This window comes from Tessaracoccus pujii, assembly GCF_055326215.1.
Genome location: NZ_JBUZNP010000009.1, coordinates 1 through 25,263, shown reverse-complemented (window position 1 = coordinate 25,263; position 25,263 = coordinate 1). Strand labels below are relative to the sequence as shown.

The following is a 25,263-nucleotide window of genomic DNA, read 5'->3' as shown; positions in this document are numbered from 1 at the left end:
CTCAGCCGACGGACGCACTGCTGGGGCCCCAGCCCACGGTCGAGGGAGCCGCCAACCTCCGCAGCCTAGGCACGGGAATGCGGTAGTTGAGCGCCGCAGCGGTGACGGATCCGTCGACGTTGCCCCATCGAAGGAGCCCGGAGCCCTCGTGCGGGGCACCGTCGAGGATCTCGGGTCGGCCGGTGACCGGGGTGGCGCCGACGGCCTTGAGGCTCAGACCGAACTGATCCGTCCAGAAGTAGGGCTGGAATGCCAGCTCCGGGGCGTCATCGTCCCGGAGCGCCGCCACCGCCGCGACCTTCGCCTGCTCGATGGCGCTAGTCCACAACGGGATGCGGCGGATGCCCTGCGGCGTGGGGAAGGACGCCACGTCACCGGCGGCCACGATGTCCGGGCGCACCCTCCCGCGCGTGTCGACGACGAGCGCGCCCCCGGCCAACAGCCCCGAGCCGACGAGCCACTCGAGGTTGGGCACGTCCCCGACCGCGGACACGAGCAGGTCTGCCGTCACCGACGTCCCGTCGGCAAGAGTCACCGTCGGGCGCCCCCCGTCGCCGGCGTGTACCCGAACCGCCGGCGACGCCGCCACGGTCAGGCCGCGTGCCTGGGCGGCGCGGACGAAGACCTGCGAGAGGTACTCGCCGAGCAGGCGCGTCATCGGGCGATCCTGCGCGACGAGCGTGACGCCGCAGCCCGAGGCGAGGCAGGCCGAAGCGAGTTCCATGCCGAGCGGGCCGCCTCCGACCACCACGACCGACGGCTTCGACGCCACCCGTTCGCGCAGCACCCGCGCGTCCTCGACGGTCCGCACGACGAGTTCCTGGACGCCGTCGGCGACGGGCCAACGGTCCGCCAGGCGGCCCGCCCTCGACCCGGAGGCGATGACCAACCGGTCGTAGGGCAGTTCCGATCCGTCGGCGAGCCCGACGATGCGCCGCCCGGCGTCGACGCTCGTCGCCGCGATCCCCAGCCGCTCGGCCGCGTCGTGCCTGGGCGCCGGCAGTTCGTGGGCGGTCATCTCGCCGTGCTCCACGAGGGCGGCCTTCGACAACGCCGGGCGGCTGTACGGGTGGTGGCGCTCCTCGCCCACGACGGTGAGTTCGCCGTCGAACCCGGAGGAGCGTAGCTGGTCGGCCGCGGTCAGGCCCGCGACTCCGTAGCCGACGACGACGATTCGGCGCAGGCCCGCACCGCTCACGCGATCCGCAACGCGGCGACGGGGCAGACGCGGACGGCGGCCAGGGCCGCGTCGATGTCGGCGTGATCGGCAACTGTCTCGACGTCGATGACCAGTTCGCCCTCGTCGTCCAGGTGCATCAGCGACGGCGCGGCCTCCTCGCACAGGCCGTGCCCCTCGCACTTCACACGATCGACGGTGATCCTCATCTGTACTCCCAGGGTCTCTCGGACGCGCCGCTGCGTCCGGGTCTCCCACGAGTGTCGGAGACCGACGCCCCCTCCACCAAGTAGATTCTTGTCACGGCCACCATGCGTGGCGTGAATATCTCCTGACGGGAGCCATGATGACGGTGCAGCCCAGGCCCGCGATGGACGCCGACCTGGCCCGGTTGGCGTCCATCAACCTCAACCTGCTGGTTCCTCTGTTGGCCCTCCTCGAGGAGCGCTCGGTGACACGGGCCGCGGAGAAGGTGGGGTTGTCGCAACCGGCGATGAGCCACGCGCTCCGCCGGCTGCGTCGCCTCCTGGGCGGCGAGTTGCTCGTCCGGGACGGAAAGGGCATGCGGCTGACCCCGATGGCCTCGGAGGCGCTGGAGCCCCTCGAGCGCGTTCTTCACTCGACTGCCCGCCTCGTGCAGGGGGCCAACTTCGACCCAGGGACCACCAGGCGGGTCATCACCGTGGCCCTGACGACGAGCACCGCCTTCTTCATGGGCGGCGCCCTCGCCCGGCTGCTCGCCGAGCGGGCCCCGCTGGCGGGACTGCTGCTGGAGACCACCGATCCCACGTCCGGCGCCGTGTTCTCCGAGCAGGGCGCCGACGTCGCATTGCTGTCCGAGGGGCTCCCCACACGACTGCCACGCGAGCGGCTCTACGACGATCGCTGGGTGGTCATCACCCACGCCGGCGCTCCCAGGGACGCCACCGCCGTGGAACTCCTCGCGGGGCTGCCCCATGTCGCCTCCGGCGTGTTGCAGGATCGGGCCCGCCCCTACGAGGTCCTGGACCAGCATCGGGTGGCCTACACGGTCCGGCACCGCGTCACCGACAACATGATGATTCCGGGCCTCGTGGCCAACACCGGAGGAGTCGCGGTCCACCGGTTCCGCGTGGCCACGGCGCTGCAGAGGTACTTCGACCTGAGGATCGAGGAATTCCCGTTCCCGATCCGTGGCCTGGGGATCGACCTCGTGTGGAACCCGTGGCTCAGCGACCAGACCTTCACGGCCTGGCTGCGCGATGTGCTGTTCGACGCCGTCGCCTCGGTCCGGTGACGTCTGGTCGCACGCGGGACATGCGCGCTGTGCATGATCGGTATGCCAAACGGAGTCTTGCCGCATGGCCAGCGCTCCCGTTCACTGGACAGAACCAGTCGCCCCCCTTGACCCAGTGAGGTGTCAGACCATGACCGTGGACCAGTCGACCCTGCGAGAGCTCGCGACGTCGGACGTCGATCTCTTCTCGGACGAGATCCTGCTCGATCCCTACCCGACCTTCGCCGCGCTCCGTGAACGGGCTGCCGTCGTCTACCTCCCCAAGAACGACGTGTACGCCTTCACCCGCTACGCCGAGATCCGCGACGCGTTGGCCAACCATGAGGTCTTCTCCTCCGCGAAGTTCGCCTTCAACGACACGATGAACGACATCCTGAAGGGCACGTCGCTCACCACCGACCCGCCGGACCACGCACCTCTCCGCGCAGCACTGACGGAAAACCTCGCGCCTCGCGCGCTCCGCGGCATGAAGGCCGAGATCGACGAGAAGGCCGACACCATGGTCGCTGAGCTCGTCGAGCGCGGCTCCTTCGACGCGGTGGACGACCTGGCCCGCGCTCTCCCGCGGCTCGTCGTGGCCGACCTCATCGGGATCTCCGGCGAACCGCGCGACAACATCCTGCGCTGGGGCGAGGCGGCGTTCAACGTCCTCGGCCCCATGAACCAGCGCACGGCCGAGAACTTCCCTGTCGCGGGGGAGCTGTTCGGATGGGCCTCAGGCGTCACGGCCGACGATCTCGCGCCAGGATCCATGGGCCGCGCGATCTTCGATGCGGCCGGGCGCGGCGCCATCCCTGCCGGTGCGGCGCCCAAGATCATCCACCAGTACGTGGCCGCGGGCATGGACACGACCGTGTCGTCGATCGGCAACGCGATCTATCACCTGGCCCGCAACCCGGACCAGTTCGAGATCCTGCGGGCGGACCCCTCCCTCGTGCCGTCGGCGTTCAACGAGGTGCTGCGGATCGAGGCCCCGCCGCACGCGTTCTCGCGTCTGGTGCGCTCCGACGTCGTGATCGACGGGACCCTCGTTCCGAAGGATGCGCGGCTGGCGCTCCTGTTCGGATCGGGCAACCGCGACCCGCGGCATTATGACAACCCCGACACGTTCCTGGTGCGAAGGAACCCGATCGATCACCTGTCCTTCGGCTACGGGCCGCACACCTGCGCGGGGCAGGGCCTGGCGCGGCTGGAGGCGCACGCGGTGCTCGACGCCCTCGTCCGACGGGTGAGGAGCTTCGAGGTGGGAGAGGGGCGGCGCAGGATCAACAACGCGACGAGGGGCTACGACTCGCTTCCGGTCACGTCTCTGGTCGCGGCCTGATCGCCCCATGGGCCCCGCATCTCGTCGCAGCGGACCGGGTCGAGCGGGCTCAGGTGCGCGTCTCGGCCGGGGTGGCCAGCCCGCGGCGTCGGCGGATCCGCCGCGACATCGCAGTGAAGGCCGTGTCCGCCAGCATCCCGACGATCAGGATCACGATCATGTACGCCATCAGCCCGGCCGCGTCGCCGAACTCCTGGGCGAAGGACAGCCGGTTGCCGAGCGCGATCGCGCCCGGGATGACGACGAGCAGCTCGCCCGCCATGAGCGAGCGCCAGGCGAACGCCCAGCCCTGGCTCAACCCCGCCACATACGACGGCAGGGCCGCGGGGATGATGATGTGCCGGTACAGGGTCCAGCCGTGGGCGCCCAGGACGTCGCCCAGCTTGTGGTAGGCCGGCGGCACCTGGTCCACGCCGGTGAGGACTCCGTTGGCGATGCTGGGCGCGGCGCCGAGCACGACGACGAACATGATGGCCTGCTCGCCGAGCCCCATCAGCAGGATCGCGAGCGGGAACCACACCACCGACGGCATGGTCTGCAGCCCCGTGACCAGCGACCCGATGGCGGAGCGCAGCAGCCGCGACCGCGCAGTCGCCAGGCCGACGGTGGTGCCGATGGCCGCCGCCAACGCGAACCCCACCACAGCGCGGGTGAGGGTGCGGCCGAGCGCCAGCCAGAACGAGGGCTCCGCGGCCAGCCGCCCGAGCTCGCCCAGCACGACGGCCGGGCCGGGGAGCAGGTAGTCGGGCTTCCATCCGGTCCAGACCAGTAGCTGCCAGAGCAGGAGGAAGATCGCGACGGCGAGAAGGATGGGCAGGGCGCGCCGCCAGCGGGGGGCACCCCCGGGGGCCGTCGGGGCCTCGACGGCCGCGTCGTCGACGGCCTCGAGCGGGTCGTCGGCCCGGGAGTCAGATCTCGAAGTAGTCGGCCTCGTCATGGCGGGCCACCTCCTCGCGCAGGCGTTGGGTGAGGTCCGCGGCGAGCGCTACGCACGCTGCCGAGTCCATGGCCCTGGGCCGGGGGACCTGGATGCGCTGCTCGTGGATGATCCGCCCCGGCCGCGACCCCATCAGGATGGTCCGATCCGACAGTCGCACCGCCTCCCGCACATTGTGGGTGACGAACACCACGCTGAAGCCGGCGTCGAGCCAGACGTCCTCGATGAGGTCGTGCATCTGGTCGCGCGTCATCGCGTCGAGCGCGCCGAGGGGTTCGTCCATGAGCACGACCGCGGCGTCCTGAGCCAGCACCCGGGCGAGCGCGACCCGCTGCCGCATGCCGCCGCTCATCTCGTGGGGGCGCTTGTCGACGTGCCGTCCGAGGCGGACCTTGGCGAGGAGTTGCCGCGCGAGAGCGCTGCGTTCGCCCTTCTCGATGCCGCGGAGCTGCAGGGCGAGTTCGACGTTGCCGGCTGCGGTGAGCCAGGGCAGGAGCGTGCTCTCCTGGAACATCAACGCCACCTTGCCCCCGGCGTCGATGGTGCCCGATGTGGGGGTCTCCAGCCCGGCGGCGAGCGTGAGCATGGTCGACTTCCCACAGCCGGAGCCGCCCACGACGGCGACGAACTCGCCCGGTTCGACGTCGAGGTCCAGGTTCCCCAGCGCCGTCACCTTCTGGTCCCCCTGGCCGAACGACTTCGAGACCCCGCGGAGCCGGAGGCCGCCCGTCGCGGCAGTGGTCGCGGTCACTGGGCCACCTCGGCCTGGCCGCGGGCCACGAGAGCCTCGTTGAGGACGGTGAGATCCCAGAGGCGCGCGAAGCCGTCGTTGGGCTTGTCAGGGAGGAGCCCGACCGCCTCCGCGTGATCCGCCGAGGCGCGGAGGGTCTCGGCCAGGGGATCGGCGATGAATTCCAGGGTGCGCCAGGCGGACTCGAGTGTCGCGGGATCCATCTGCTGCCCGGTGAGGGCCTGGAGCTGCGCCGCGGCGGCGGCGCGGGCGGCCTCCGGGTCATCGTCGATGAGGCTCAGCGCGTCGAGGTGCGCGTCGACGACCGCCCGTGCCAGGTCGGGCCGCTGCTCGATGAACTCAGGGCTCGCGACGACGTTGGTGGAGACGAAGCGGGCGTCCGGCCACAGGTCGCGCTCGTCGACCAGCACCACCCCGCCGGCCTCCACGAGGCGCGCGACGAAGGGCTCGGGCACCCAGGCGCCGTCGATCTCGCCGGAAGCGAAGGACTGCACCGCCGCGGAATTTGGCTGGGGGAGGACGTGCACGTCGCCGCCACCGTCCTCCCCAGCGGTCAAGCCCTGGGTGCCGAGCCAGTACCGCAGCGCGATGTCCTGCGTGTTGCCCAGTTGAGGGCTGGCCAGGTTCGCGCCGCGCAGGTCGTCGACGGAGTCGATGCCCGCCCGGACCACGAGCGCGGCGCCGCCGGAGGTGGAGCCGGCGATGACACGCACGGCCTCGCCGCGCGACTGCAGGTAGGCCGTGACCGTGGGGTTGGGGCCGATGTAGGCCACGTCGACGGAGCCCGCGAGCACGGCCTGAAGAGCCTCGGGTCCTGCGCGGAACGACTGGGTGGTGGCCGTGGCGCCGACCTCTGCCAGCCGGGTGTCGAACAGCCCGGTGCCGTCGGCGATCAGAGCCGGGGCATGCGTGACGTTGGCGAAGTAGCCGATGACGACGGTGTCGTCGGCGGCGGCCGTGCTGGCGCACCCGCTGAGCATCCCGGTGACGGTCAGCAGGCCGACGGCGGCAGCCGTCCGCCGCGACAGTCGGGTGCTGCGGTGGGCCATGGGGGGTCTCCTGGTGAGCGGGTGATGCTGAAGCTAGGCGCGCCCACCGGCGCAGTCAACGCGCGCGCCCGTGGTGAGATGGCCCCTGAGCGTGCGCGAGGCCAGTCTTTCGCTGACTGCTGAACGAGGGAATAAGTGCCGCACCTTCTGGGTCGGGGGTGGGTTGAGCCGGACACGGCTCTCGCTGGGGTGGGTTGAGCCGGACACGGCTCTCGGTTCGGGACGACGAGCCGGATCCGAGGCTCAACCTCAGAAGCGGCCGGTGGCAACGCTGCCATTCTCACGAGGTCGATCTCAGGCTCAACGCACGTCGTCGGAGGCCGTGTCCGGCTCAACGCGCGCTGTCGGAAGCCGTGTCCGGCTCAACCCCCCAGGAAGACCGTGTCCGGCTCACGCTCCGGCACGAGGTCGGCGGTCAGCGCAGGGAGGCGCGGACGTCCGCCCCTCGGAACGGCTTCCCGAACAGGGGAGCGAGCAGGCACACGTCGAGGGCGCCGACGGCGACGAAGACCACACCCAAGACCCCCAGGACCCAACCCCACACGCCGCCCACGACGAAGGCGAGGACCAACAGGACCACCCCCACGGCGGCGCGGGTGATGCGGCCGGCGGTGGACGACAAGAACTCGATCATGATGCGCTCCCGGGTAGATACTGCGAGGCCTCCAGACTATACCCCCGGGGGTAGGCGACGGGGGAGCCGCGACACTGGTGGCCCAGTCTGTCGCCACCGTCGCGGCTCGCGCGGAAGCCGCCGTCCCCTGCACGTTGGCCCTCGGGGGTCCCTCCTCGCGCCCGGGGACGCGCGGCGGTGCACGGCACATGTGACGCGAGGACCCCGGGTGTAATCTCGGTGTACCGAGGAGACTCGCCCCGGCGTCGGCACGCAGCCCGCGCGGACCCGTCGGCTCGGCCCGGCTCACGTCCTGCGAGGAGGCACGATGAGGCTCAACACGTGGTTGCGGAGAGCGGTGGCCGTCGTCGTCATGCTGCTCATGACGGTCTGGCTCGCGGCCTGCTCCGGGTCCGGCAGCTCGGAGGAGCAGCCGGGCGTCGAGCCCGCGCCGGCCGTCGGAGCCGACGGGGGCATGCCCGAGAAGGGCGGCGAGGAGGACACCGGCGGCGACGAGGCGGACAGACTCGTGATCCGCTCCAAGGTGCTTCGCCTCGAGGTGGAGAGCACCTCCGACGCGGTGACCGAGATCCGCGACCTCGCCCGCACCCACGACGGCAGCATCACCGACATGCAGGTGGCCACCGACACCGGTGAATGGATCTACCACTACGACAAGAACGGCTCGCTCGTCGGCGACGGCGCCGCGCTCCGCGGGTGGGTCACCGTGCGGGTGCCGTCGGCGTCCTACGAGGAGTTCCTCGACGAGGTGGCCACGATCGGCACGGTGAAGTACCAGTCCGAGGCGACAACCGACGTGACACAGGAGCACGTGGACCTCTCCGCCCGCCTGGCGAACATGCGCGCCCAGGAGGTGCGTCTGCGGGAGTTCTTCGACGCCGCCAAGAACGTCACGGAGATGCTTGCCATCGAGACCGAGCTGGGGCGGGTGCGCGGCGAGATCGAATCCCTGGACGCGCAGGTGACGTACCTGGAGCGCCAGGCGGCGATGGCCACGGTGACCATCGAGCTCACCGAACCCAGCGCGGTGGTGCGGCCGACGGGGGAGTCGTGGGGCTTTGTCGAGGCTATCACCGACGGTGTGCGTGGCGCGGCCCAACTGGTCACCGTGACGCTCACGGTGCTCATCGCGTCGGCCCCGTTGTGGTTGGCGGCGCTGATCCTGTTCTTCCCCATCCGTGCCCTGCTCCGACGGCGCCGCGCCGGCGCGGCGGCACCCGCCCCCACCGCGACCCCGGCACCTGCCGGGCCGGAACCCGCGACGGTCGAGGATCCCGACCCGTCTACCCGGCCAGGCCTTCGAGATAGCGAATGACCGCCAGCACGCGGCGGTGGTCGTCGGTGGTGACGGGGATGCCCAGCGCGTCGTAGATGTGCGAGGTGTGCTGCACCACGGCCTTCTCAGTGAGGACCAGGCACGCGGCAATCGCCGCGTTGGACCGTCCCTCGGCCATCAGCGCCAGCACCTCGCGTTGACGCCTGGTCAGGTGCACGACCGCCCCGCCGGTGTGCTCCGCCCGGCTGAGAATCAGGCTGACCACCTCGGGATCCAGCGCCGTGCCGCCTGCCGCGACCCTGGCGAGGTCGCCGAGGAACGTCTCGATGTCGGCGATGCGCTGCTTCAGCAGGTAGCCGATGCCCCCGCCGTCGCCGTTCAGCAGCTCGATGGCATAGCGGCGCTGCACGTACTGCGACAACACCACCACCGCGGTGTCCGGCCACTCCCGGCGGATCCTGAGCGCGGCCTGGAGCCCCTCGTCGGTGAATGACGGCGGCATCCGGATGTCGGTGAGCACCAGGTCCGGCCCGTAGTCGACGACAGCGTCCAGCAGGGCGTCGGCGTCACCGACGCGCGCCACGACCTCCCACCCGCCGTCCTCGAGGACCAGCGTGAGCCCCTGCCGCAGCAGGGCCTCATCCTCCGCGATCACGATGCGCATGGCACCACCACCCTCAATCTGGTTCCCATACCTTCGGGACTGATGACGCTCAACCACCCGCCGACCGCGTCGACCCGGTCCCGCAGTCCGCCGATCCCGGACCCTGGACGGAGGGAGGCGCCGCCGGCGCCGTCGTCGGACACCTCAACCACGAGGTTGCGTCCCTCCACCTCGAAGCTGACGGCCGCAGACGTGGCCCGGCCGTGTTTCACGGCGTTGCTCAACCCTTCTGCCACCGCGAAGTAGGCGGTCAGGGAGCACGCGGGGGAGATGTGGTCGGGCACTGAGTTCGGGTCGAACGCGGTGGGTATGGGCATCCGGTCGGTGAGGTCCTCGACGGCGAGGGCAAGGCCACGCTCCTCCAGGGCCGAGGGCATGACCTGCCGTGCCAGGCGACGCAGGTCGCCGGCCGCCTCGTCGATCCCCTCCCGCAGGCGGGTCGCCTCCGCGCTGACCCCAGCCGCGACGGGGATCGCGGCGGTGGCCATCGCCAGCCGCTGCGCCTCGACGCCGAGGAGAACGAGCCGCACCTGCAGGCCGTCGTGCAGGTCCCGCGCGATCGCGCCCCGCACGGCGTCGGCCGCCTCCACCAACCGCACCCGCGAGCGCTGCAGCGACGCCTGGCTGGCTCGCAGCGCGGCGGTGAGGCGCTCGCCCTCGATGGCCAGGGCGACGACGCTCGCCGCCTCCTGCGCGGCGCGGCCGGGGGTGGTGTCCGGGTCGAAGACGATAGCGCCCACCAACTCTCCGTTCACGTGGACACGGGCGGCGTCGCTCCCGGGGGATCCAGGGGGCGGCACGTCGACGGGCACGCCCTCGGAGTCGACGAACTCGGCACGCTCTGGCACCCAGTAGGCCACGCTCACGCTGGGGTCTGCCAACGCCTTGGCCAGAGCTTCGCGCACCGGAGGCCGCCCCGGGCCCGAGCCGAGCCAGGCGGCGATGGCCTCGGCCTCCGCCGTCGGGGCGAAGCTGCCCAGCACGGAGGCGGCGAGGAACGCGAGGGGGACGCCTGCGATGGCCGCCATCTGGATCCCCCACACCTGGGTGGGCGGCATGCCGAGGATCTCCCGGAGGAGAAGCGACGACGTGGGGATCAGCGCCGCAACGGCCATGCCGTAGGCGTACAGCGGAATGAGGGTGCGTCGCTTCTCGGGAGTGGTGCGGCGGAGGCTGAACAGAAGCACGCCGGAGAGCGAGACCATCACGACGGTGCCGAGAGCCGACTGGACCCACCCCCACACCTGGCCCTGCTCAGGGGCAAGCAGCACCTTGGGCACCTGAAGGACCACGGAGTTGACGTACGCGGCGGTGACGATCGCGCGCGGGAACCAGTGGCGGAGCCGACCACTCGGGAACGCCAGCATCAGGTGCACCACGACGGCGAGGATCCAGGTGCCTGCCAGCCCACCGACGAGCGACAGTGCGGGAATCTCGATGCTGGCGAATCCCGCCACGAACAGCGCCAACCCTCCCAGCATGATCAGGGCGCCCAGCAGCGACCCGGGTCGCCGTCGCCATGCGATCGCGCCGGCCACCACGTAGACCACGACGCTCGCTGGGTAGGCGAGCGTGGGCCAGAAGGCGTCCGGGAGCGCCAGCATCAACACACCCTCCAGGAACGCCGCGGAGGCCGCGGCGATCACGGAGGCGAGAAGCGCCGTGCTGAGCGCGTCCACCAGCTGTGGTCTGGGGTCGCGCGGTCGGTGCGGGCTCTGAGTCACGTCGTCTCCCGTTCGTCGCGCTCACAGTAGACCCGAATGTCGCGGCTTCGGTGCCGGTCGCGGTGATAGGCGACCTAGCCCCATGGTCCGGCCCCTACTCCCGCGCCAAGGTGAGAGCAGGCGGCGCGGAATCGGACGTCCGTGCCTGTCCTTGACCATCCTGAGGAGGATCGTGATGCGTGGGTTCCGCTTCGACAGCCATTCGGGACGCGTGACGGGTGGGCGCGGCCGATCGAGGGTCTGGGTGGCGGTGCTCATGGCCGTCGCGCTGGCCGTGCAGGTGTTGGCCCTGCCCGGCCGGGCGGTCGCGGCGGGTGAACCGGAGGCGTACGTGAATCTGAGCGCCACCGGGACGGGAAGTTGTTCGGCGGTGCTGGAGAGGATTAACTTCTACGACCCGGCGGGGGTGTTCCGCGAGCGGCTCGATGTCACGTTGCCGATGACCGTCGTGGTCCAACCGGACACGTACTTCTACTACAGGCCGAAGCAGCCCATCAGCTGCCTCGGTGTGGAGTATGAGTCCCTCGTCCTGGGAGGTGGCTTCTACACTCCGGCCGAAGGCGGCAGCAGGGATCTGGTGGTCGGGTACCGGGTGAAGCCGACGATCACCGCGTCGCCGGCCGGCGCGACCTACTCCATCAGCGCCACCAGCGTCGTCGTGAGCCATGCGAACTTCGCGCAGATTCCGACGGTGACGACGACCATCCCGGGCGCCTCGGTATCGACCTGCTCCGCGTCGTCGTGTTCTCTCGGCATCCCCTTCCTGACGGCCGCGGGCAGCTATTCGATCACTGCGACCGACACCAACGGCAACTCGGCGACCGTGCCGTTCGTGATCGGCAAGGCCGCGTCGACGGTGACCCTCACCTGCGACGACGCGGTCTACTCGGGCACGGCCAGGACTCCCTGCCGGGCCACCGCCGCAGGGCTGACCGACTGGGTTCTGCCGACGATCACCTATACCGACAACGTCAACGCGGGCACTGCGACGGCGGAGGCCGCCTGGGCCGGTGACGCCAACCACACCGGGAGCACGGTCAGGAAGACTTTCACCATCGACAAGGCAACCTCGTGGATCGGGATGGACTGCTACGGATCGGTGGGGTACACAGGGGGCCCCGTGTCGGGCTGCTTCAACGCTTACGCCCTCGGCGTGGGTGGCCTGCGAGAGCCGGTGCAGATCGTCTTCGAGAACAACATCGACGCCGGCATCAACACCGCGAGCGCCACGGCGACGTGGGACGGCGGCCGCAACCACACCGGCAGCACCGGGACGCAGACGTTCAGCATCAACCGCGCGGGGTCCAAGGTCACGATCGTGTGCCCGACCTCCGTCGGGTACACGGGCTCGCCGCTGGAACCGTGCAGCGCACAGGCGGAGGGCGTCGGCATGACCGAGGAGCTGACCGTCACCTACACCGGCAACGTCCAGCTCGGCACCGCACGGGCGACGGCCCAATACGACGGGGACCGTAACCACTACCCCAGCAGCGCGTCGTCGAACTTCACCGTCGTCCCGGGGTCGACCGCCGTCTCGATCCTGTGCCCCACCGTCGATCCCACGTACACGGGATCGCCGATCGAACCCTGCACCGGCACGGTGACCGCGGCGGGGATGGAACCGGCGAATGTCGCGCTGACCTACCGCGACAACGTCGACGCCGGCACCGCCACGGTGTCCGGAAGCTGGCCGGGAGACGCCAACCACACCGCGAGCAGCAGTTCGGTGGAGTTCACCATCGCTCCGGCGCCGGTCACGATGACGGCCGGGAGCTACTCGGGGCAGTTCGACGGCGTGGCGCATGACGTGGGGGACTGCGCCGTGACCGGGGCCTTCACCGGCTCCCTGGCGTGCGTCAACAACCCGGCGACGGTGGGCGTGAGCGCTGGGAATGGTGTCGTGACTCCCCAGATGCGGTACGGCACCGAAGACCCTGCGAACTTCGAGGTGGCAACGGTGCAGGGCCAGTGGACGGTCACCCCGGCCGACCTTGTGGTGTTCGTGGGCGCCGCCCCGGCGATCGCCTGGTCCGGCGACGGCAACTACACCGGGCCCGTCACCATGAAGGTGGGCAGCCGATCACCGTCGGACCTCGCCAACGACGCCGACCTGCGCGTGGAACTCACCGGCCTGGTCACCAGGGCCACGGAGACCTTGGACTGTCAGCGCAGGTCCGACGGCGGCTCGGCCGCGTACGTGTGCTCGAACCCGGACGTCGACCTGCCGCACGACGTGTACTCGGCGGTCGCGACGACCGAGGGCCTTGGCGGAGACTTTGCGGGCGCCGGCTACGCGGGCCTGGCGATCTACGACCCCACGGCCAAGGGCTCCGCGGAGGGTTCCGCAGCGTTCACCTGGGCGGACGGAAGCCCCGGCAACGTCACCTTTGGCGCCAAGCTGAACAAGAAGGGCACCACCGTCCAGGGGGGCCTGATGCTGGTCCGCACATGGGAGGACTCCGCAGGCTCACACACGGCGGTGCTGAAGGGCAACGCGCTGGGCGGGCTCACGTTCTCCACCAGGAGGGTGTCAGGCGAGTCCTGTGCCATGGCCGCCTTCAACGGCAAGTCCAGCTACACCCTCGACGGAGAGACCGTGGGCAACCAGCAGTTCGCGCTGGTCGCCGTCGACTGCGAGGCGGACGCCGACGACCAGGTGATCGTGACGGGGCCCGGTGTCTTCGCCGCCTCCTCGCCGGTCTCCCTCGACCTCGACGCGGGGAGCACCGTCCTGGTGAACCCGTGACGTGACAGCTGGAGTGGCCCGGGTCTTGGGGGGACCGGGCCACTCCAGTGTCGGGGCTCCGCCAGAGCCTCTACCGTGAGCGTGACGGAAGGGTCGACGTTGGGGGAGGTCAGCGCCAGCGCCCTCGCGTCTTCGGGGCAGCCGATCTGGGCTTCGTCTTCGGCTTCGGCTTGGGGGCGGGTGCCTGCTCGCGGGCCTGCTCGTCGAGGACCTTACGGTGGGTCTCCCGCTCACTGATCAACCATTCCGGCGGGTCGGCGAGCAGGGCGCCGATCTCGTCCGAGGTCATCGCGTCGCTCACTCCGGCGCGGGCCAGGCCTGAGCGCGAGATGCCCAGCTTCTGGGCCACGACGTCGCGGGGGAAGGGGCCGTTGCGGCGAAGGTCGACGAGCCAGGCGGGAGGGTCGGCTCGGAGCTCGTCCAGATCGTCGCGGCTGATCGGAGTGTTCTGGAACTCCTCGGGCGCCGCCGGCAGATAGATGCCGAGCTTGGCGGCCGCGGTGGCCGGCTTCATCGTTTGGCTCATGCCCGCAGCCTAGCCCCGTGGGGTAGCCTGCGCGCGTGACCACATCCTCGCGCCCCGACGTCGCCGGCCTGCGCGTGGGATTCGTGCCGGGGGTGACTCTGACCAAGTGGCGGCGCATCTGGGAGGAGCGGTTCCGCCGGGTGCCGCTGGCCGTGCTCGAGATCGAGCAGGCCGACCAGCGCCGAGCGCTCCTCGACGGCGACGTCGACCTGTGCTTCGTCCGCCTCCCGCTCAACCCCGACGGCCTCCACGCCATCCCCCTCTATGAGGAGGTGCCGGTGGTGTGGTTGTCGAAAGAACACGAGCTGACGGTCCTCGACGAGGTGTCCTCGGTCGATCTGGCGGACGTGCGGGTCATTCACGACGCCGCCCCGGACAGCATCGAACTGGCCAGCTTCTCCGCCGCGGTGCTGCGCGTGCCGATGTCGGTGGCCCGCTCTGGGAGCCGCCGCGACATGGTGTACCGCCCGGTCGTCGACGCCCCTCCCACGACGGTGGCCCTCGCCTGGCGGACGGACAACGGCAACGAGTGGATCGACGAGTTCATCGGGATCGTGCGCGGCCGGACCCCCAACAGCTCGAGGACCGCTGCGGAGCGCGGCGACGAGCCGAAGCCTGCGAAGCCGGCGGAGAGGCCACGGAAGGGCGGGGTCCCGGCGAGGGGGTCGCGGCCACCCCAGCGCGGCGGGCGGCCCCGTCGTCGCTGAGTGAGCAACGCGGCTTCGTACCTGCTCACGATGGCGCCGAGCGGAAATTGTTCCTCCAGACAGAGTCTCAGGGCTGAATCGGCGCCGACTTCCTGTCTGGAGGAATGATTACCGCAACTGCGGCCGGGTCACCGTCGCGGGGCAGGCGTCTCCCCGTTGGCGACCTCCTCGATCCAGTCCACCACCTCGTCGGCCAGGTAGAACCCGTCCGCGCCGCTCTCGCCGGCCCGCCAGGCGTCGGAGGTGGCGTCGCCGCCCGCTCGGATGATCTCCTCGACAACGGCCGACGGCACGACGTCGCCGTTGTTCGCGATCAGCCAGTCGCGCGTCTCGGCCCGCAGCCTGGGCCACCACTCTTCGATGTTCATGACCCCAGTGTTGCGCGGACCTGCGAACGGAGGCGAAGAACGCACCCACAGAGCTGGATTCATCAGGAGACCCGGGACGCCCGAGACGCACGAGGACTTCACCGCTCTGACGACGCCGCCGCGCGGCCGCGCGTCGGGCCCAGCGTGGCCGCGACCAGCCGGCCCCTGTCCCTCGGCGACATCCGCACGAACATCCCCCACATTGCGGCCGCCAAGCCCGCCGCCGCCGAGTCGCGCGACATGAACGCCCGCTGCGACGCCGCGGGCAGCCGCCCGAACGCGTCGAACAGTCCCAGCGTCCCCGCGACATCCAGGCGCAGCAATGCCCGCAGACCCATCTCGCGGAACACGTCGGCGGGCCCGGCGGGGTCCGCATCCCTCGGCGCCGCGCCGGCGGCCAGCTCGTCCGCCAGCGTCCCGGCACGGGCCAACGAGTGCGCCACCGAATATCCCGTCACGACGTTTCCCCCGCGACCCGCCGTCCCCACGGCCAGCACCCCCGACGGGACACGGCGACCCCGACCCCGCATCGGGATGCGGACAACCTCCCGCTCCAGCGGATGATCGACGGCGGACTCCGCGACCCCGCGCGCCCGGAGCCGACGCCGCAGGCGGGCCTTGAGTTCGTCGATCGGCAGCCCCGGCGCCGCGGCCAGGCACGTCTCCTCGAGCAGCACCCGCCCTTCGCCGAGCGGGATCGCGTAGAGGAAGGTCGGCGTCCCCGACGGCTCGGCCTCCGCCGACCAGTCGGTGCGCCAGTCCATCAGCAGTGCCGGCGCGCCCTGGAGGGCCGGCACTGCGTCGTCGGCGGACACGACGATGCCGTACGCCGTCTGAGCGGGCGCCGTATCCCCAGGCAGCACGCCGTCGGGACGGGCGCCCCGGGCGTCGACCACCACCCGCGCCTCCGAGCGCAGGGCCGCGACCTGCCCGTCGGTCAGGCGGCCCTGACGGACGGACGCCCCGTCGAGCGGGAGTGATGCCTGGAGGGCCGCGTTGTCGAGGACGAGGTAGTCACGCGGCAAGGGGTAGGCGCCGTGCGCCCGCAGCTCGGGCCCGACCATCCGGGAGCGCACCACGGACTCCGGCAGCGACCCCAGCTCGTCGCCCCAGATCCCGTAGGTCGGGGCCCACTCCGCGCCGGGCCGCGGATCGATGGCGAGGACCCTCATCCCGGTCGCAGCGCACTTCGACGCCAGCGCCCGGCCGGCCGGGCCCAACCCGGCCACGGCCACGTCGTATCGGGTCGGGGCGCTCACGCGCCCATCGTGCCATGCGTGAGCTGAGGGATGGATCGCGACGGGGCCAACTCTCAGCCGCCGTGGCCGGCTGCTGCGACGGCGAGGCGGGTGAGGTCGTCGACGGTGTAGCCGGGCCAGCCGTGCAGCTCCTGCTGCCAGCCGTGCAGCTCCTGCTGCCAGCCGAGCGGCACCGCCGATGCGCCCCACAGCGCTCCGGCGAGAGATCCGGCGATGGCAGCTACGGTGTCGGTGTCCCCGCCGCCGCGGACGGCGCGGTTGAGGGCGTCGGGGAGGTCGGTGGCGCCGGCGACGGCGGAGAGCGCCGCCTGGAATGCGCGTACCACCCATCCGTTGCCTGCCCGGAAGGCGCGTGGGTGCGTCCCGGGTGCGACGGCGTCGTCGATCAGGCCGGCCCAGCGGTCGCGGCGGTCCTCGGGCACCCAGGACAGGCCGGCGCGAACGTCGAGTCCGCCGGTGAGGACGCCGTGCCGGATGGCCAGCGACCACAGGACGACGGCGTCCACGTTGTCGTCCTCCCAGTGCGTCAACTGCGCGACGCGCCCGGCGGCCTCGACCAGGGCGGGCTCGCGTCCCGGCGCCAGGTAACCGAGTGCGACCGGGCCGGTGCGCATGAGCGAGCCGTTGCCGCCGCTGCGGCCGCTCTGTTCGTGGAGAGCCCGGGCGTGCCGGCGCATGTAGTCCTCCGTGATGGGGGATCCGCCGAGAGCCGCGATCCCGGCGAGGGCCGCGCGGGTCTGGGCGCCGACATCGCGCGCGTCCTTCGACCAGTCCCACCACCGCCTGGCTATCCCGGCGAGGGTGGCGGGGTCGCGGAGGGAGTCACCCCGGGCGATGGCCTCGAGGATGGGTACGGCCATCGACGTGTCGTCGGTCCACTCGCCGGGCGCGTGCCCGAAGACGCCGGGGCCGAAGGCCGGCGTGACGTCGTCGTCGAGGCTCGGCCCGAACTCGTAGGCCGACCCCAGCGCGTCCCCGGCAGCCGAGGCGACGACGACGCCCGCCGCCCTGTCGACATGAGGCGTGCCCAACGCCAGGGCCGGTGAGCTGTGTCGTGCCGGGCCGCGCAGCGCCTCAGCGCGCGTCGAAACCCCCGCAACTCGGGCGGGGAGCCGCTCGAGGAACGACGCCGGCAGCGCGACGTTGGCCGGGGCGTCGGCGAACAGCGGCGCCACCTGCGCCGGCGTGTACCCCGCGATGCCGCAGCCGATCTCCGTGACCAGGAACACCCGCTCCGGATGCGCGAGGGCGTACTGAAGGAACCTGGCCACCTCGTCGGCGAGCACGGTGAGCCCGCTCATGGAGTCGACGGCGAAGCTCCGCCCCTGCATCCCGTGCCCCTGACCCCAGACCGCGCCGAACCGGTCCATCGCGAAACGGGCCGCGCCGCCGCCGTGCGCGCCGTTGGAGTTGGACCCGAACACGAACACCTCGTCGGGCGCCAGCGTCGAGATGCGGGCAGAGCTGATCAGTCGCCCTGACGGATCGAGGGAGGTGTTCCGGGTCACGGCGGTCCTTCAGGTGGGTGCTGCACGGGCGTGGAGGTCCATTCTCGCGCGCCCGTGGAGCTCACGCGGGCCGGTGGTGTGGAGGCGGGGGAATGGTTCCAGCACCTCGGCCAGGCGTCGGCGACCCTCAGACGACGGGGGGCGCCGGCCTGTCGACGGTGGCATCGAGACCGGCAGCGGTGCCGTCGTCCGGCACCAGGCGCAGGCGAGGTGCGGGCCTGGGGGCTGCGGGGACCCGCTCGTCGTCGCTCCAGTCCGTGGCGAGGGTCAGCAGTTCGCCGGTGCGCTCGTTGAGGGCCTCCCGCTCGGCCTTGCCGAGCTGGTACGACGGCAGCGGTGCGTCGGCGGCCGGACCGGCGAGGTCCGGGTACGGGGTCCCGCCCGAGGTCAGGTCGCGGTAGCTGCGCTCCCACGCCCCCAGCCATCCCGCCAGCCCCGACGCCGCGGTGCGGAACCGGATCCAGCGGTGGTTGTCCCAGCCGCGCGCGGGCACGACACCCGGTTGATCGCCGGCGAACGCGTCCACGAGCTTCACCGCGCCCCACTTCCCCCGCTCCGCGAGGCCGGTCACCACGTGCTCGGGCATCGACAGGTTCATTCCCCCCTCGGAGTGGTCCTGGTGCACGGTGACGATCCGGTCGCGGTATCCGGGCATCACCATCTGCGCCGCGTCCACCCACTCGCGGGCCGTGTGCACCATGAGCAGCCCGAACGACCCCCATGCGCCGATCCCCGACGTCGGCAGCGGGAACCACGGCCGCTGCAGCCCCCCAGCGTTGCCGGTGGGCAGGTAGCTGTTCTCCGCCTCGTCCTTCGACTTCTCCCGCCCCGCCGGGAACGGCCCGAGGTTGAACGCGAACGTCGGGTGCTTCGGCAGCGGGGAGTCGAAGAAGTGCACCGGCAGGTTGGCGCAGAGGCCGCCGTCGGTGAACCAGAGGGGTGAGAACGTCGGCGAGGGGACGGCCGCCAGAGCCTGCTCGACGGTGCCGCCCGGGTTCGCCTTCCGCCACGCGGTGACGGCGTCGCCCGCCTGCCAGTTCGACGGCTGGCTGAAGTCGATGGACCAGAGCTTCACCGCCGAGATCAGGGCGGGGAAGCTCAGCGACATTCGGGTGGCGACGATCACCGGCAGGTCGTCGGCCGACGGCCAAGGGCGGAGCCTGCCCGCCTGGGCACGCCGGAGTTGGGTGTCGAACCCCGGGTTGGTCGACGGCGGGTGGGTCTCCATCCACGTCACCACGTCCTCGGGGAACAGCCGGCGCATCTCGTCGGGGTCGAAGTAGAACTCCTCGGTGGTCCACGGCATCGCCATCGGCTGGTGGCGGGTGAGGTTCGTGGTCATCATGCGCAGCGTGACCCCGGCGCGACGGAGGTCGCCGAACGTCAACGGCTCCCCGTCCTTGCGGCCCGCCAGCGACTGGATCTTCTCGTACAGCCAGGGCGTGAGCGGCGTCGCGCCCGCCGCGCCGTCGCCCTCCATCCCCGTGCACATGCCGAAGCCGTCCTCCGCGACGCGACCGAACGTCCGCAGCGCGCCGAACAGGGCCCCCGCCGCCACCCCGAGGAGCAGCAACACCAGCCCGCCGACGATGCCCGCGACTGCCGCGACACCGTCGCCCAGCGCGCTCAGCACCACGATCACCAGGCCAAGCAGGGAGCCGACGAGGGCCTCCTTCCAGAAGCTCTTCAGCAGCCCGCCCACCAGTGCGCCGGCCTTCCCCCCTTCGGCCTCCGCCACCGCGAACAGCAGCCGGAACAGCGGGGCGGCGGTCTTCGTCGGCTGGAAGAACGACGCCAGCGTCGACTTCCCGCCGGGCCCGATGGCGGCCAACTCCTGGGGCATCGCGTCAAGCTCCTCGAACCCGCCGGAGTGTCGCCCGAGCTCGGCCGCGGCCGCTGCCGCCGCAGCGATCGCGCCCGCGGACGCCCCGCCGACCTGGCTCAGCCGGTAGGTCTTCGCCAGCTCGGCGACCGCCCGGGGATAGACGACACCACTGGTGATGCCGCCCTTCATGACGATGTCGCAGGTCAGCGACGGGGAGGCGTACGGGTTGATCGGGGATGTGGGCATGGTCACTCCTGGGGTCCGAAAAGTTTCTCGTGGTAGCTCGCCACCACTTGGCGGCACATGGCGCTGTAGGGGGCGTGGTCGGCGACGAAGCGGCTGACCTCGGCCAGCCGCCGCTCCAGCTGGGCGAGCAGGTCCGCGTCATCCGGGTGGCGCACCGCGTTGTTCTGCGCCTCCACAACGGACTCCAGGTGGGCGATGAGGTCCAGCAGCCGGTCGCGGCGGGCGGCGCGGAGCCCTCGACGTTGGAGCGCGCACACCGCGATGGTCGCGGCCCCTTTGGCGCTGCCCCGCCGGGGCCGGACCCAGCCGTCGTCGATGGTGCCCGTGCCCCAGACGAACTCGAGGTGCTTCTCCGGATGGTCGAGGTAGGGGTGCAGGAGCAACCGTTTCTCGCTCTTCTCCAGCCCGGGCGCCGTGGCGCGGGTGGTCTCCGAGGCGAGCGGGAACGCGTTGGCCTTCCCTGCCGTGCGGGACTCGTCGGGCAGGTCCTGTTTACGGGGGCTGTTGCAGTCGGTGCACGACGGCAGCAGGTTGGTCCACTCGCTGGCGAGCCAGTAGTAGCCGGGCGGGACGCGCTTGCCGTCGATGGTCACCTCGCCCTTGGGCCGGTAGTGCTCGATGGCGACGGGCTGGGTCGCGGCGTAGAAGGTCTCGCAGTAGGCGCACTTGCCGCCGAACGCCTGCTCCAGCGCGGCACGGATGTCGGGATTCTTGTAGGCCTTGTAGCCGTCGTACTTGGCCGCGCCGTCCCAGGCGGCGTAGAAGTCGAGGGCGGCCCGGCGTTCTGTCAGCGTCTTCGCCTCGGCCAGGCTGGGCGGCTCCTTGGGCCGCGGCACCCGTCGCATCACGAGCTCCCGGGTAGGTATCTGCCCCATAGCTCGGAGAGCTTTGCGGTCATCTCCTTGCTGCTGGGGGCGACGGTGTCGCCGGTCTCGCGGCGCTGGGCGATGTAGTCCGCCGCAGAGGTGAGCAGCAGCCGCTCGCGCTCGGTGGTGCCGAACTGCTCCAGCTCGTCGAGGCGGGCGCGGACCCGCTCCAGGCGCCCCGTCTGGTCGCCGGTGGGGTGCTTGAGGGCCATCAGGCGGTAGTAGCTCTCCCACAGCTCGGCCACCTCGGGGTCGTCGGTGCTGCCCAGGCCGAAGTGCTCGGAGGTGAGCAGCTGGTCGATCCGCATGCCGGTGACCGGCGGCAGGTCCGACAGCGAGATGACGTCGCCCTCGCTGTTGCGGCGCATCACCACCACCTCGCCGTCGACGATGCCGCGCAGGCAGAGCGGGTCGTGGGTGGTGACGATGAATTGGATGCGTGGCATCAGGTTGCGCATGGCGGTGACGATCCTTAGCCGCCACCGAGGGTGGAGGTGGGCGCCGATCTCGTCGATCAGCACGATCCCCTCGGCCAACGCCGACTGCGTCCAGAGCCGCATGGTGGAGCGAAGGATGTCGCAGGCCATCACCACCATCGACTGGTAGCCGTCGCTCAGAGTGACGATGTCGGAGCGGGTGCGGCCCTGTCTGAGCAGCACCTGGTCGTCATCGCGGAGCAGCTCGGCGTCCTGGTCCAGGGCGAGCATCTCGTGGATGCCGTTGGCCACGTCGTCGAAGGTGTCGTCGTCGAGGGAGAGCAGCCACGAGGTGGGGTCGGTGAGGGGGGCGACGGGGTCGAAGAGGTTGTCGACGCGCACCACCCGGTTGTCGTCGTGCGGCGACGGCGTGCGCGGCAGCAGGCGGGTGGCGCCGTAGCCGAGCATCAGCGCGGCCACCGGTTCGGGGCCGGTGAACTCGTGCTCACCTTTGGCCCATTCGAGGCGCAGGGGATCCGGCCGCCCGGAGAGGTAGACCTCGACCAGCCCCTTGCGGGCGCCGTCGCGGAGGAACTTCCGGGCGTCGATGCCGAGTGCCCGGCGCTGCTCTCCTCCCATCATGGTGAGTGCGATGGCGTGCAGGACGGAGCTCTTGCCGCAGCCGTTTTCGCCGAGGAGGACCGTCCAGGGCCCGCGCTCGCTGGTGGATCTTGCCAGGTCGATCTCGAGGTCGCGGATGGGGCGGAAGTTGTGGATGACAACGCGCTCGACCCACTGGGTGGCCTGGTAGTAGTTGCCGCGCTGGGCGCCGGCCATGTTGCTGGTGAGGTCGTAGGCGGGCGCGCCCGGCTCGGCGCCGGACATGGGCGGGAGGTCTGGGCCGGAGGGTCGCGGCGGCTGCGGGGGAGCGGGTGCCGCCGACTCGGAAGGCCGCTCTGCCGCAAGCTGTCTTCGCAGCGTGGGGAACGAGGGGTCGTCCGGGGTGCCGGCCAGGGCGGTCAGGCGTGCCTTGATCAGGAAGTCGCGGTTGAGGGCGAGGATGTCGGTGGTGATCCGGCCGCGTTCGGTGAGGGCGGTGATGGTGCCGTCGGGTTGGTAACGGAGGTGCTCGTCGGGGTCGTCGGTGAGGGGGTCGAGGAGAAGGGGCTGCTCTTCGTCGAGGCCGCCTGTCGGAGTGGCGCGCTCGCCTGAGACGGGGAAGCGCGTGCCGCGGGAGCGGACGCAGTCCGCGCAGGCCGGGTAGAGGTTGTCCCACTCGTAGGTGAGCCACCAGTAGGCGCGCAGGTCGACGTCGCCGGCGCTGCCGACCGCGCCCCAGGTGGGGCGGTGGTGGGTGACGACTGCGGCGTCGGGACCGTGAGCCTCGAGGGGGCGCTCGCAGTAGGCGCAGGCGCCGTTCGTCATGCCGAGCAACGAATTCAGGATCTCGGGGTCGTGCAGGACGGGATCGATCTCAGGCCCGCGGGACCGCTTCTCCTGCCAGGAGCGCCCGGTTTCCTCGGTGAGCCGGCCCTTGGCCGCGGCCAGGACCGGCGGCTCGGTGGGTCGTGCAAGCCGCATGGCGTACCCCCTTGTTGCCGCGATTATTGCCGGGTTGAGGCCGCGTGGGAAGAGGTCGAACGGCGACGCTTGGGGTCAGGCGCAGGAGCGGAGATCCACTTCGCTCAGGAACGCCGTCGAGCCCTGCAGGTTTCTACGCATAGCGCGGCAACTGTGTATATGCACAAATGCCGCGCCATAGGTAGCAAGTTGCAGCGCCCTGGCTTGAGGGGAGGCGCGTCGTGCCGGCGGTCTCTAGGTGGAAGTTGCTGCCCTTGCGGTCGCTCAGGTGGCGCAGCGGGGTCTCCAGCCGGAATGGCGGGACGCCCTAGACCGGGTGGTGCGCTGTGGAGGCGGTCGCGACGAGGATCCTGATGTCCGTGTCGTAGGAGGCGAACTGGAGTAGGAGCCGGCGTCGACAGTGAGGCTGTCCAAGGTGCTGCGGATGCGTCTGAGTAGGACGCCCATGCGGGTGGCGAGGACGTCTGGCGGGGTCAAGACGGGCCTGTGTGATCACTGGCGGAAGTCGTAGGCGATGTCGATCTCCGGGTCGATGCCCGTGATAATGCCCTCCTAGAACATGCTCCCGCAGGATCTCCTCGTTGTTCTCGATGTACTCGGCCTGCGCGTCTCTGCTGAGGATGTTGTTCGAATTGGACTCAATCGACTCGCACGGTCCGAGGGCGGGTGGTCTGCGTGGATGATGGTGAGCGGTGGCGGGGCACTATCTCCGCTACCGATTGTCGGTCGCTACAGCTAGCCTCCCTCTTTCATGAGGCGGCTTGAGAGCTGTCAGCTGGGCTGTCGGAGCCCGATTTGAACACTGGGCCGGTTGAGGGCGTGACTGTTGGCCGGCTGACGCTGCCGGGCGGCGGTTCTCCAGGTTTCCTCGGGTAGTGGCGGTCGGTTGGGGTCAGGCTGGTGGGATCGCGGCGATCCGGGCGAACGCGGCCACGAGGTGCTCAACCCAGGGCCAGCTCTTCGGGAGGCGCAGCCGTCGCCGCCGGGCGCCGTGGACCAGTCGGGCCGGGACGTGCAGCAGCCGATACCTGAGTGCCTTGGGTTCGGCCTTGGCGAGGTCACCGTCGAGGGCCAGCATCTTGAACCAGGCGACCAGGTCGGCGGCGATCATCGTCAGGGTCAGCCAGGTCTGGTTGATGCTGAACTCGCGCGACGGGAAACGTCCCAAGCCCGAGTCCTTGGCGTGACGGATCCGGTCCTCAACCCGGGCATGCGCCCGATGCCGGGCCTCAAGGAACTGCAACTGCCCCGCGGCTGTGTTGGTGGCAAACGCTTGATACCGCCACCCGTCGGCCTCTTCAAACAGCGACAACTGCGCCCCCGGATGCGGGCGTTCCCGGCGCAGGATCACCCGCATCCCCGCCGGCCAACCATCGAGATTGAGCAGTCCTGTGACCTCGGCGACCTCCCCGCCCTCTCGAACCTCACCATCGGCCTTCAGCGCCGGAGACCATGACCCGACCGGCAACTGCGTGATCGCATCGCGCACGTTCTCGCCGATGGTGAACCCCACGCTGTAGTGCAAGATCCGGCCTCTGACTTGGCCTTGCGCATGGAGCCAGTCCAGCAACTGGTGGGAGGCGCCGGCCCCGTCACAGCGGATCAACAGGTTGCGGCGATACGGCATCGGGATCTGGGTGATCGCCTCGCCCAGGACCTGAATGTGATCCACGGCGGTGTTCGACCCCGCCCGACCGGTTCGCAGCGCGGCGGCGAGGAACTCGTGCGTGTTGTCGCACCACACACCGATCGGGTGATACCCGAAGGTTCGTTTGAACGTCGGCGACGCGAGTTCCTTCTCCGAATGCGTGACCACGATCGTGGCATCGACATCCAACACCACGGTGCTGCCGAGATCGGTGCCAGCGACCCGAGAGGCCGGAACTCCGCCAGCGCCTGTCAGCTGGGCCCAGACGTGGCGCCGGACACGGGCCCGGGCCGTGGCGATCTTCCTACGCCTGGCGTCCGTGACCTCATCCAGCGCCCGCCACACCGTCGGAGCTGAGGCGACCGGCCCCAGCACTTGGGATTGGTGACGCAGGACGTCGATGTCGGAGATCGCCTCACCGCCGTCGGCGAGCAGCACCGCGACATCGGTCAGCACCTGGCCGCGGTCATGGACCGAGGGGACGAAACCGCGCCTGGCCATCGCTGTCGAGAGACCACCGGTCAGCCCGACCCGGTCAGCCAACAAGCGAAGCCCGATGCTGCCTGCGTGGGCGACCACCCCGGTCCCGTCACCTGTGACTGACAACCCCGACGACCACGCAGTATCCTTCACTTGCCGAGTGCCTTCCGCTATGGGTCTTTTGAGCTTCGCAACTCCAAGTATCCCGTAGTCAGAAGGCACTCTGGCTCATTTACGGCACAGGTCGCCCACACGCCATGAACGATCGAGGCTAG

21 protein-coding genes are annotated in these 25,263 nt (G+C 70.8%); 5 read left to right on the top strand and 16 right to left on the bottom strand.

Going from position 1 to position 25,263, the window contains the following annotated elements:
- Nucleotide 1: 1 nt before the first annotated feature.
- Together ACZK5N_RS12130 and ACZK5N_RS12125 are read right to left on the bottom strand one after the other, a co-directional pair.
- Entirely contained in the window at nucleotides 2-1,198 is a 1,197-nt protein-coding gene (locus ACZK5N_RS12130; protein ID WP_463625034.1) for an NAD(P)/FAD-dependent oxidoreductase, read from the bottom strand.
- Nucleotides 1,195-1,386, bottom strand: a complete 192-nt coding sequence (locus ACZK5N_RS12125) for a ferredoxin (protein ID WP_463625033.1) — start codon at nucleotides 1,384-1,386, stop codon at nucleotides 1,195-1,197. Before ACZK5N_RS12125 ends, ACZK5N_RS12130 begins: the two co-directional genes overlap by 4 nt.
- A gap of 134 nt (nucleotides 1,387-1,520) precedes the next feature.
- Between ACZK5N_RS12125 and ACZK5N_RS12120 the strand changes: the two genes are divergently transcribed.
- Both ACZK5N_RS12120 and ACZK5N_RS12115 read left to right on the top strand, forming a co-directional pair.
- Nucleotides 1,521-2,453, top strand: a complete 933-nt coding sequence (locus ACZK5N_RS12120) for a LysR family transcriptional regulator (RefSeq protein WP_463625032.1) — start codon at nucleotides 1,521-1,523, stop codon at nucleotides 2,451-2,453.
- A 130-nt stretch (nucleotides 2,454-2,583) separates the two neighbouring features.
- A complete protein-coding gene (locus ACZK5N_RS12115) occupies nucleotides 2,584-3,777 on the top strand; it encodes a cytochrome P450 (protein WP_463625031.1) in 1,194 nt (397 codons plus the stop codon).
- A 49-nt stretch (nucleotides 3,778-3,826) separates the two neighbouring features.
- On the opposite strand, the gene ACZK5N_RS12110 is transcribed toward ACZK5N_RS12115, so the two are convergent.
- From ACZK5N_RS12110 to ACZK5N_RS12095, 4 genes are all read right to left on the bottom strand, one after another.
- Nucleotides 3,827-4,714, bottom strand: a complete 888-nt coding sequence (locus ACZK5N_RS12110) for an ABC transporter permease (RefSeq protein ID WP_463625030.1) — start codon at nucleotides 4,712-4,714, stop codon at nucleotides 3,827-3,829.
- Complete coding sequence (locus ACZK5N_RS12105) at nucleotides 4,686-5,465, bottom strand: ABC transporter ATP-binding protein (protein WP_459018468.1); 780 nt, start codon at nucleotides 5,463-5,465, stop codon at nucleotides 4,686-4,688. The genes ACZK5N_RS12110 and ACZK5N_RS12105 overlap by 29 nt, the downstream gene beginning before the upstream one ends.
- Nucleotides 5,462-6,514, bottom strand: coding sequence for an ABC transporter substrate-binding protein (locus tag ACZK5N_RS12100; protein ID WP_463625029.1), 1,053 nt, complete (start codon nucleotides 6,512-6,514; stop codon nucleotides 5,462-5,464). The genes ACZK5N_RS12105 and ACZK5N_RS12100 overlap by 4 nt, the downstream gene beginning before the upstream one ends.
- Nucleotides 6,515-6,929: 415 nt before the next feature.
- Nucleotides 6,930-7,148 (bottom strand): YgaP-like transmembrane domain, encoded by a 219-nt coding sequence (locus tag ACZK5N_RS12095; RefSeq protein ID WP_459018470.1) that lies wholly within the window; start codon nucleotides 7,146-7,148, stop codon nucleotides 6,930-6,932.
- Nucleotides 7,149-7,455: 307 nt separating this feature from the next.
- Here ACZK5N_RS12095 and ACZK5N_RS12090 point away from each other — a divergent pair, with 307 nt between their 5' ends.
- Nucleotides 7,456-8,463 carry a DUF4349 domain-containing protein gene (locus ACZK5N_RS12090; protein WP_463625028.1) on the top strand — a complete coding sequence of 336 codons (1,008 nt, stop codon included), beginning with the start codon at nucleotides 7,456-7,458 and terminating at the stop codon, nucleotides 8,461-8,463.
- Here ACZK5N_RS12090 and ACZK5N_RS12085 read toward each other — a convergent pair.
- Both ACZK5N_RS12085 and ACZK5N_RS12080 read right to left on the bottom strand, forming a co-directional pair.
- The gene (locus ACZK5N_RS12085; RefSeq protein ID WP_463625027.1) at nucleotides 8,432-9,088 is read right to left on the bottom strand and encodes a response regulator; all 657 of its coding nucleotides are present in this window, start codon (nucleotides 9,086-9,088) and stop codon (nucleotides 8,432-8,434) included. The two genes, ACZK5N_RS12090 and ACZK5N_RS12085, sit on opposite strands and share 32 nt — an antisense overlap.
- Nucleotides 9,076-10,767, bottom strand: coding sequence for a sensor histidine kinase (locus ACZK5N_RS12080; protein WP_463625026.1), 1,692 nt, complete (start codon nucleotides 10,765-10,767; stop codon nucleotides 9,076-9,078). Before ACZK5N_RS12080 ends, ACZK5N_RS12085 begins: the two co-directional genes overlap by 13 nt.
- Nucleotides 10,768-10,987: 220 nt before the next feature.
- Between ACZK5N_RS12080 and ACZK5N_RS12075 the strand changes: the two genes are divergently transcribed.
- Nucleotides 10,988-13,558, top strand: a complete 2,571-nt coding sequence (locus ACZK5N_RS12075; RefSeq protein ID WP_463625025.1) for a hypothetical protein — start codon at nucleotides 10,988-10,990, stop codon at nucleotides 13,556-13,558.
- Nucleotides 13,559-13,667: 109 nt separating this feature from the next.
- Here the strand turns inward: ACZK5N_RS12075 and ACZK5N_RS12070 are convergent, their stop codons facing one another.
- A complete protein-coding gene (locus ACZK5N_RS12070) occupies nucleotides 13,668-14,084 on the bottom strand; it encodes a DUF5997 family protein (RefSeq protein WP_459018475.1) in 417 nt (138 codons plus the stop codon).
- Nucleotides 14,085-14,119: 35 nt separating this feature from the next.
- Between ACZK5N_RS12070 and ACZK5N_RS12065 the strand changes: the two genes are divergently transcribed.
- Complete coding sequence (locus ACZK5N_RS12065) at nucleotides 14,120-14,791, top strand: LysR substrate-binding domain-containing protein (RefSeq protein WP_459018476.1); 672 nt, start codon at nucleotides 14,120-14,122, stop codon at nucleotides 14,789-14,791.
- Nucleotides 14,792-14,919: 128 nt separating this feature from the next.
- On the opposite strand, the gene ACZK5N_RS12060 is transcribed toward ACZK5N_RS12065, so the two are convergent.
- The 7 genes from ACZK5N_RS12060 to ACZK5N_RS12030 form a co-directional block, all read right to left on the bottom strand.
- On the bottom strand, nucleotides 14,920-15,159 hold the full coding sequence (locus ACZK5N_RS12060; RefSeq protein WP_459018477.1) for a hypothetical protein: 240 nt from the start codon (nucleotides 15,157-15,159) through the stop codon (nucleotides 14,920-14,922).
- A 98-nt stretch (nucleotides 15,160-15,257) separates the two neighbouring features.
- On the bottom strand, nucleotides 15,258-16,418 hold the full coding sequence (locus ACZK5N_RS12055) for a lycopene cyclase family protein (RefSeq protein ID WP_459018478.1): 1,161 nt from the start codon (nucleotides 16,416-16,418) through the stop codon (nucleotides 15,258-15,260).
- A gap of 53 nt (nucleotides 16,419-16,471) precedes the next feature.
- Nucleotides 16,472-17,926, bottom strand: a complete 1,455-nt coding sequence (locus ACZK5N_RS12050) for an A1S_2505 family phage non-structural protein (RefSeq protein WP_459018479.1) — start codon at nucleotides 17,924-17,926, stop codon at nucleotides 16,472-16,474.
- 127 nt (nucleotides 17,927-18,053) lie between these two features.
- The gene (locus ACZK5N_RS12045; RefSeq protein ID WP_459018480.1) at nucleotides 18,054-19,997 is read right to left on the bottom strand and encodes a hypothetical protein; all 1,944 of its coding nucleotides are present in this window, start codon (nucleotides 19,995-19,997) and stop codon (nucleotides 18,054-18,056) included.
- A 2-nt stretch (nucleotides 19,998-19,999) separates the two neighbouring features.
- On the bottom strand, nucleotides 20,000-20,842 hold the full coding sequence (locus tag ACZK5N_RS12040) for an HNH endonuclease family protein (protein WP_459018481.1): 843 nt from the start codon (nucleotides 20,840-20,842) through the stop codon (nucleotides 20,000-20,002).
- Entirely contained in the window at nucleotides 20,842-22,860 is a 2,019-nt protein-coding gene (locus ACZK5N_RS12035) for an AAA family ATPase (protein WP_463625024.1), read from the bottom strand. Before ACZK5N_RS12035 ends, ACZK5N_RS12040 begins: the two co-directional genes overlap by 1 nt.
- Before the next feature lie 892 nt (nucleotides 22,861-23,752).
- Nucleotides 23,753-25,162 (bottom strand): IS1380 family transposase, encoded by a 1,410-nt coding sequence (locus ACZK5N_RS12030; RefSeq protein ID WP_459020375.1) that lies wholly within the window; start codon nucleotides 25,160-25,162, stop codon nucleotides 23,753-23,755.
- Nucleotides 25,163-25,263 lie beyond the last annotated feature (101 nt).